The sequence below is a fragment of the Agromyces sp. NPDC058484 genome (assembly GCF_042720415.1).
In the GTDB taxonomy this organism is placed as follows: Bacteria; Actinomycetota; Actinomycetes; order Actinomycetales; family Microbacteriaceae; genus Agromyces.
The window spans coordinates 83,635-90,406 of record NZ_JBHXMP010000019.1 but is presented as its reverse complement, the minus strand read 5'-3'; the positions used below and the strand labels follow the sequence as shown (position 1 = coordinate 90,406).

Genomic DNA, 6,772 nt, shown 5'->3' with positions numbered 1-6,772 from the left:
CGCGGCGAGCTCCTCTCGTACGGCGGCTCGGGCCGCCTGGCGTGCGTCGTCGTCGGCGGGCACGAGCTCGACTCCTGCGCCACCGTTGTTCACGTGCTGCGCCGCCGCGGTGGACCCGCTGGTCGCCCGGCGCGGCTGGCGGCCCTGTCGGCCGGCACGCCGGCCCTCGGCGGGAGCGGCCTCGCCTGCGGGAGCGGCCTCGCCTGCGGGAGCGGGCTCGCCCCCGGGAGCGCGCTCGCCTGCGGGAGCGGCCTCGCCCGCGGGGGCGGTCTCGCCTGCGGGGGCGGCCTCGCCCGTGGGGGCGGTCTCGCTTGCGGGAGCGGCCTGGGCCGCGGCATCCGGAGCCTCGACCCGTTGGGCGGGCCGCTCGACCTGCTCTGCGGGCTGCTCGATCTGCTCGGCGGCGACGTCCTCGGCTGCGCCGGGCACCGCCGGCCCCTCGGTCGCGACGCCTTCGTCCTGGCGGGCGGAGATCAGGTCGACGAGCTCGCCCTTTCGGCGCTTCGACGCGCCGACGATGCCGAGGGCTGCGGCGAGTTCCTGGAGTTCGGCGACCTTGAGGCCGGAGAGTCGAGTGCGGTTCGCCACGCTCACGTCGGCGTGGTCGGTTGCGTTGGTCACTGGGTATGTTCCTTTCCCCTGATCGCGAGAATTGCGATTCCAGGAGAGCTGGTCGCGCACGAGCGATGTCGGTGCGCGGTGGCGCAGACATGCGCGAGAGCGAAAGCAATGGATTGCCGGGAATTGCACGATGCGACGGGAACGCGGTCGATTGCGTTGCCTGCCGGGTGCATCGTCAGTCTAACATCACCGAGCCGTTCGTCCCGACACGCGACGCGCCGGGAACGCCGATGAAGGGTCAGTGCTCCGTCTCGACGACGGTCGCGCCCTTGAAGTCGACGGCGAGCGGAAGGGCCTGCCAGGCGGTGTCGGCCTGCTCTTCGACGAGGCGGATCGCGTCGGCGCGTTCGCTGGGGTCGCTCGCGAGCACGAGGATCGACGGCCCGGCGCCCGAGACGACAGCCGGATGCCCCGCGGCGCGCAGCGCCCGGATCAGCCGATCCGTCTCGGGCATCGCCTGCGCGCGATAGTGCTGGTGGAGCTTGTCCTCCGTGGCCTGCAGCAGCAGCTCGGGGCTCTGGATGAGCGCGGCGATGAGCAGCGCCGAACGCGACACGTTGAACACCGCGTCTTCGTGCGGCACCGACTCGGGCTGGAGCGAACGGGCGAGCGCCGTCGACATCTCGTGCTCGGGCACCAGCACGAGCGGCGAGACGCCCCGGTGCACGATGAGCTTCTTGTGGCGGGGGCCCTCGGGCGTCACCCACGCGATCGTGAGGCCGCCGAAGAGGGCCGGGGCGACGTTGTCGGGGTGTCCCTCGAGCTCGGTCGCGAGCTCGAGCAGATCGTCGGGCGTGAACTCCACGATGCCCTCGAGCAGGCCCTTCGCCGCGATGACGCCGGCCACGATCGCCGCGCCCGAGGAGCCGAGGCCCCGCCCGTGCGGGATCGCGTTACGGGCGACGAGGCGGAGCTTCGGCATCGGCACGCCCGCCCGGGCGAACGTGTGCGCGATGGCGCGCACGACGAGGTGCGACTCGTCGAGCGGCACCGTGCCCGCGCCCACGCCGTGCACCTGGATGTCGTGGGCCGCGGCATCCGTCGCCTCGACCTCGAGCTCGTCGTACCTGGCGAGCGCGAGGCCGAGCGTGTCGAAACCGGGGCCGAGGTTGGCCGAGGTCGCCGGCACCTTCACGTGCACGGAGCGGCCGACGACGGGCGACGCGACGCCCGAGTCGGGAGCGACGGTCGCGCCGGTCACGAGGCCAGCCCGAGCACCTGCGCCACCTGCGCGGTGTCGACCGGCACGACGGTCGGCTGCACATCGGAGCCGTCGGGCGTGCGGAGGGCCCACTGCGGGTCCTTCAGCCCGTGCCCCGTCACCGTCAGCACCACGCGCGCGCCGGCCGGGACGACCCCGGCGGCCGACCGCTCCAGGAGGCCCGCCACCGAGATCGCCGATGCGGGCTCGACGAAGATGCCGACCTCGGCCGAGAGGATGCGCTGCGCGTCGAGGATCTTCTCGTCGTCGATCGCACCGAAGTACCCGTCGGTCTCGTCGCGCGCCTGGAGCGCGAGCTCCCAAGAGGCGGGGTTGCCGATGCGGATGGCGCTCGCGATCGTGTCGGGATCGCGCACGGGCTCGCCGCGCACGATGGGCGCGGACCCCGACGCCTGGAACCCGAACATGCGCGGCATCCGCGTGGCGTTGCCCGCCGCGATGTCCTCGCGGTAGCCGCGCGTGTACGCCGTGTAGTTGCCCGCGTTGCCGACCGGGATGAAGTGGAAGTCGGGGGCGTCGCCGAGCACCTCGACGACCTCGAACGCGGCCGTCTTCTGGCCTTCGATGCGGTCGTTGTTCACCGAGTTGACGAGGTGCACCGGGTAGTTCTCGGCGAGGTCGCGGGCGATGTCGAGGCAGTCGTCGAAATTGCCCTGCACCTGCAGGAGGTGGGCGTTGTGCGCGATCGCCTGGCTCAGCTTGCCCATCGCGATCTTGCCCTCGGGCACCAGCACGGCCGCTTTGATGCCCGCGTGCGTGGCATAGGCGGCGGCCGAGGCCGACGTGTTGCCCGTCGAAGCGCAGATCACGACCTCCGCGCCGCGCTCGACGGCCTTCGTGACGGCCATGGTCATGCCCCGGTCCTTGAAGGAGCCCGTGGGGTTCATGCCCTCGAACTTCACCCACACGTCGGCTCCCGTGCGGCGCGACAGCGCCGGCGCGGGCAGGAGCGGCGTGCCGCCCTCGCCGAGGGTGACGACGGGCGTGGCATCCGTCACATCGAGACGATCCGCATACTCGCGGATGACGCCGCGCCACTGGCGCGAGGAGGCCTTGGGGGTGGGGTGGTTCACACTGCTCCTTCGACTCGGAGGACGGACGCGACGGATGCGACGACAGGGCTCCCGGCGAGGGCGGCGACGGTCTCGGCGAGCGCGGACTCCTTCGCCTCATGCGTCCCGATGACCAGCGTAGCCCGCTCCGAGCCTTCGGCCACGGTCTGCTGCAGCTGCTCGACCGACACGCCGTGCTCCGCGAAGATGTGGGCGATCTGCTCGAGCACGCCGGGTTCGTCGGCCACCTCGAGGGTGATCGCATAGCGGGTCGAGATGCGGCCGATCTCGAGCACCGGCAATGAGGCGTGGATCGACTCGGCGGTGCCCGGGCCCCCGATCACGTGTCGTCGGGCGATCGCCACGAGATCGCCGAGCACGGCGGAAGCGGTCTGCACTCCCCCGGCCCCGGCGCCGTAGAACATCAATGGGCCGGCAGCGGATGCCTCGACGAACACGGCGTTGTTGGCGCCGTGCACGGCGGCGAGCGGATGACTCCGCGGCACGAGTGCCGGGTAGACCCGCGCAGAGACGCCCTCCTGGCCGGTCTCGTCGTCGATGAGCCGCTCGCAGATCGCGAGGAGCTTCACGACGAACCCGGCGCGCTTCGCGGACTCGACCTGGTCGGCCGTGACGCCCGTGATGCCCTCGCGGTGCACCGCGTCGACCGGCACGCTCGTGTGGAACGCGAGGCTCGCCAGGATGGCGGCCTTCTGGGCGGCGTCGTAGCCGCCGATGTCGGCCGTCGGGTCGGCCTCGGCATAGCCGAGCTCGGTCGCGGTCGCGAGGGCGTCTTCGAGGGAGGCGCCCGTCGTGTCCATCCGGTCGAGGATGAAGTTCGTCGTGCCGTTCACGATGCCGAGGATGCGCTCGATGCGGTCGCCGGCGAGGCTGTCGCGGAGCGGCCGGATGATCGGGATCGCACCGGCGACGGCGGCCTCATACGAGAGCTGGGCACCGACCTGTTCGGCGGCGGCGAAGAGCTCGGGTCCGTGGTTCGCGAGGAGCGCCTTGTTGCCGGTGACGACATCGGCACCCGACGCGATCGCGGAGAGCACGAGGGTGCGAGCCGGCTCGATGCCGCCCATCAGCTCGATGACGATGTCGGAGCCGAGGATGAGCGCATCGGCGTCGGTCGTGAGGAGCTCGTGCGGCAGCTCGGCGTCGCGCCGAGCCTCGATGTCGCGCACCGCGATGCCGACGAGCTCGATGCGCGCGCCGATGCGGTGCGTGAGCTCCTCCGAGTGCTCGAGCAGCAGCCGCGCGACCTGCGAGCCCACGGATCCGGCGCCGAGGAGTCCGACGCGGATGGTGCGGTACTCGATCATGCGTGTGGCCCTTCCGGGGTCGTGGTTCGGTCGGCGTTCTCAGGGCCGTCGGATGCCTCGAGCGCGGCGTCGCGGGCGAGCAGGCCGGCCTCGGTCTCGCCGTGCACGATGACGCGCGCGACGCCGTCGCGAACGGCGACGACGGGTGGCCGTGGCACGTGGTTGTAGTTGTTCGCGAGCGACCAGCAGTAGGCGCCCGTGGCCGCCACCGCGACGAGGTCGCCCGGCGCGATGTCGTGCGGCAGGTAGTCGGCGTCGACGACGATGTCGCCCGACTCGCAGTGCTTGCCGGCGACGCGCACGAGCGCGGGCGGCTCATCGGAGACGCGCGACGCGAGGCGCACCGTGTAGTCGGCGCCGTACAGCGCGGTGCGCGCGTTGTCGCTCATCCCGCCGTCGACCGACACGTAGTGGCGCCAGCCGCCGTCGATCGGCACGGGCTTGACCGTTCCGACGGTGTAGAGCGTGACGCCGGCAGGGCCGATGATCGCGCGCCCGGGCTCGAAGGCGAGCTTCGGCACGGGCACACCGCGGTCGCGGCATCCGTCGGCGACCGCCTCGGCGATGCCGAGCGCGATCTCCTCGATGGGCGTCGGGTCGTCGGCGGACGTGTAGGCGATGCCGAAGCCGCCGCCGAGGTTGAGTTCGGGGACGGGGCTCACGCTCGCGAGCTCGGCGTGCGCGGCGAGCAGCCGCGCGGCTGACTCGGCGAAGCCCGCCGAGTCGAAGATCTGCGAGCCGATGTGGCAGTGCAGCCCGAGGAAGTCGAGCGAGGGATGGGAGCGGATGCGGGTGCCGATCTCCACCGCGCGCTCGAGCGAGACACCGAACTTCTGGTCCTCGTGCGCGGTGGCGAGGAACTCGTGCGTCGACGCGTGCACGCCGCTGTTCACGCGGAGCCGCACACGCTGCACCCGGCCGGCGCGAGCCGCGGCATCCGCGACCCGTTCGATCTCGACCTCGCTGTCGATGATGATCGCGCCGACGCCGGCGGCGACCGCGCGCTCGATCTCGGCGAGCGACTTGTTGTTGCCGTGGAATCCGATACGGGCGGGGTCGGCGCCCGCGGCGAGCGCGACCGCGAGCTCACCGCCGGTGCACACGTCGACCGCGAGCCCCGCCTCGGTCACCCAGCGCACGATCGCGCCCGAGAGGAACGCCTTGCCCGCGTAATAGACGGTCACATCGGTGCCGGCGGATGCCGCGGCCGCCTCGAATGCGGCCAGGATGCGCGCCGCGCGAGCCCTCGCGTCGGACTCGTCGATCACGTAGAGCGGCGTGCCGAAGCGCGTGGCGAGCTCGGTGGTCGCGATGCCGCCGACGACGAGGCGGCCGTCGGCGTCGCGATGGGCACGCTCGGGCCAGACCTGGGGTGCGAGGGCGTTGGCGTCGTCGGGCACGCGGAGCCAGCCGGGTGCTGCTGCGGTGGATGCCACGGGAAAACCTCACGGGACGGAACGGCGATGGATCGCTCGCGGCGAGCGAACCCGGATCGGTTCCTGAAGCCTGATGCGTGCCGCCCTTGTGGGGCGGCCTGCCCGCGAGTCTACCGAGGGCGCGGGGCACGGGCCGAATCGATGACGGGTGGCCCGATCCCGAGGAGATCTGCAGTCCCGAGGAGACCTGCAGTCCCGAGGAGGTCGTCAGCAGCTGCCGGTCGTGCCGAGCGACCGTTCCGACAGCACGATGTCGTCGGCAGCGAGCTCGGCGGTGACGTGCTCGGGCGTCACGGTGATCCCCGTCACGCCGACGCCCTCCGGCAGCCACTGCGCGACGCACACCGGGATCGGCTCGCCGACGACCTGCTCGACGAGCCCGCCGAGATCGATGGGGCCGAGCCCGGTCGTCACCTCGGCGTCGGTCGCGGTGAGCAGCACGGTGTCGCCCTGCGCTTCGGCCTGCGCGGTCGCGGAGTATCCCACCGGGAACCCGAACACCTCGAGCTCGCTCTCGTAGCTGAACTCACCCTCGCCGAGCCGCAGCGACGAGGTCGCGTCGGGCAGGGTCACGAACCGATTGAGTGCCTCCTCGTCGAGCGTGATCGAACCGGTGAGCTCGCGCACGGGAGCGCTCCGGTCGAACGGCACCCCCTGGGCGACGACGTGCACCGCGATCGGGACGCCGTCGACGGTGAGCACCGGAGCATCGAGCTCGATGCGCTCCGCCCGCCCCGAGAGCAGCTGGAAGACGAGCGGACCGCCCTCGACGGTCGCCGTCACCTCGCCCTGCACCGCGTCGGGCAGGCGCGAGGCGACATCCTGCTCGATGCTGTCCTCGACGATGCCACGCACCGCGCCGTCGAGCAGGAACACGGCGAGCACGACGACCCCGATGAGCACGAGCGGGATGCCGACCAGCCACGGCCACACGCGATGCCTGCGTTCCGGTGCCGGAGCCTGAGCGGGCTCAGGCCGCGAGGGCTGGGCCGGCTGCGCCGCCGGCGGCGGGCGCAGCGGCTGCAGCACCTCGGTCGGGTACGCGAGCGTCGGGTTCTCCTCCGGCTCGTCTGCCCCTGACGGCCCCGCGTTCCGCTCCCCCGGCCCGTTCAC

The 6,772-nt window shown here is 72.3% G+C and carries 6 protein-coding genes; all 6 read right to left on the bottom strand.

Annotated features, from left to right (window positions below; all coding sequences use genetic code 11):
* Positions 1 to 621, bottom strand: a 621-nt coding sequence (locus tag ACFWN7_RS15075; RefSeq protein ID WP_376939654.1) for a Rho termination factor N-terminal domain-containing protein, incomplete at its 3' end; no start/stop codon positions are given.
* Between the two features lie 238 nt (positions 622 to 859).
* Positions 860 to 1,822 (bottom strand): homoserine kinase, encoded by a 963-nt coding sequence (gene thrB, locus ACFWN7_RS15070; RefSeq protein ID WP_376939653.1) that lies wholly within the window; start codon positions 1,820 to 1,822, stop codon positions 860 to 862.
* Entirely contained in the window at positions 1,819 to 2,916 is a 1,098-nt protein-coding gene (gene thrC / locus ACFWN7_RS15065) for a threonine synthase (RefSeq protein WP_376939652.1), read from the bottom strand. Before thrC ends, thrB begins: the two co-directional genes overlap by 4 nt.
* Positions 2,913 to 4,223: a homoserine dehydrogenase gene (locus tag ACFWN7_RS15060; protein WP_376939651.1), complete on the bottom strand. Its 1,311-nt coding sequence runs from the start codon at positions 4,221 to 4,223 to the stop codon at positions 2,913 to 2,915. The genes thrC and ACFWN7_RS15060 overlap by 4 nt, the downstream gene beginning before the upstream one ends.
* Positions 4,220 to 5,659, bottom strand: a complete 1,440-nt coding sequence (gene lysA / locus ACFWN7_RS15055; protein WP_376939650.1) for a diaminopimelate decarboxylase — start codon at positions 5,657 to 5,659, stop codon at positions 4,220 to 4,222. The genes ACFWN7_RS15060 and lysA overlap by 4 nt, the downstream gene beginning before the upstream one ends.
* Before the next feature lie 207 nt (positions 5,660 to 5,866).
* Positions 5,867 to 6,772, bottom strand: coding sequence for a DUF2993 domain-containing protein (locus ACFWN7_RS15050; RefSeq protein ID WP_376939649.1), 906 nt, complete (start codon positions 6,770 to 6,772; stop codon positions 5,867 to 5,869).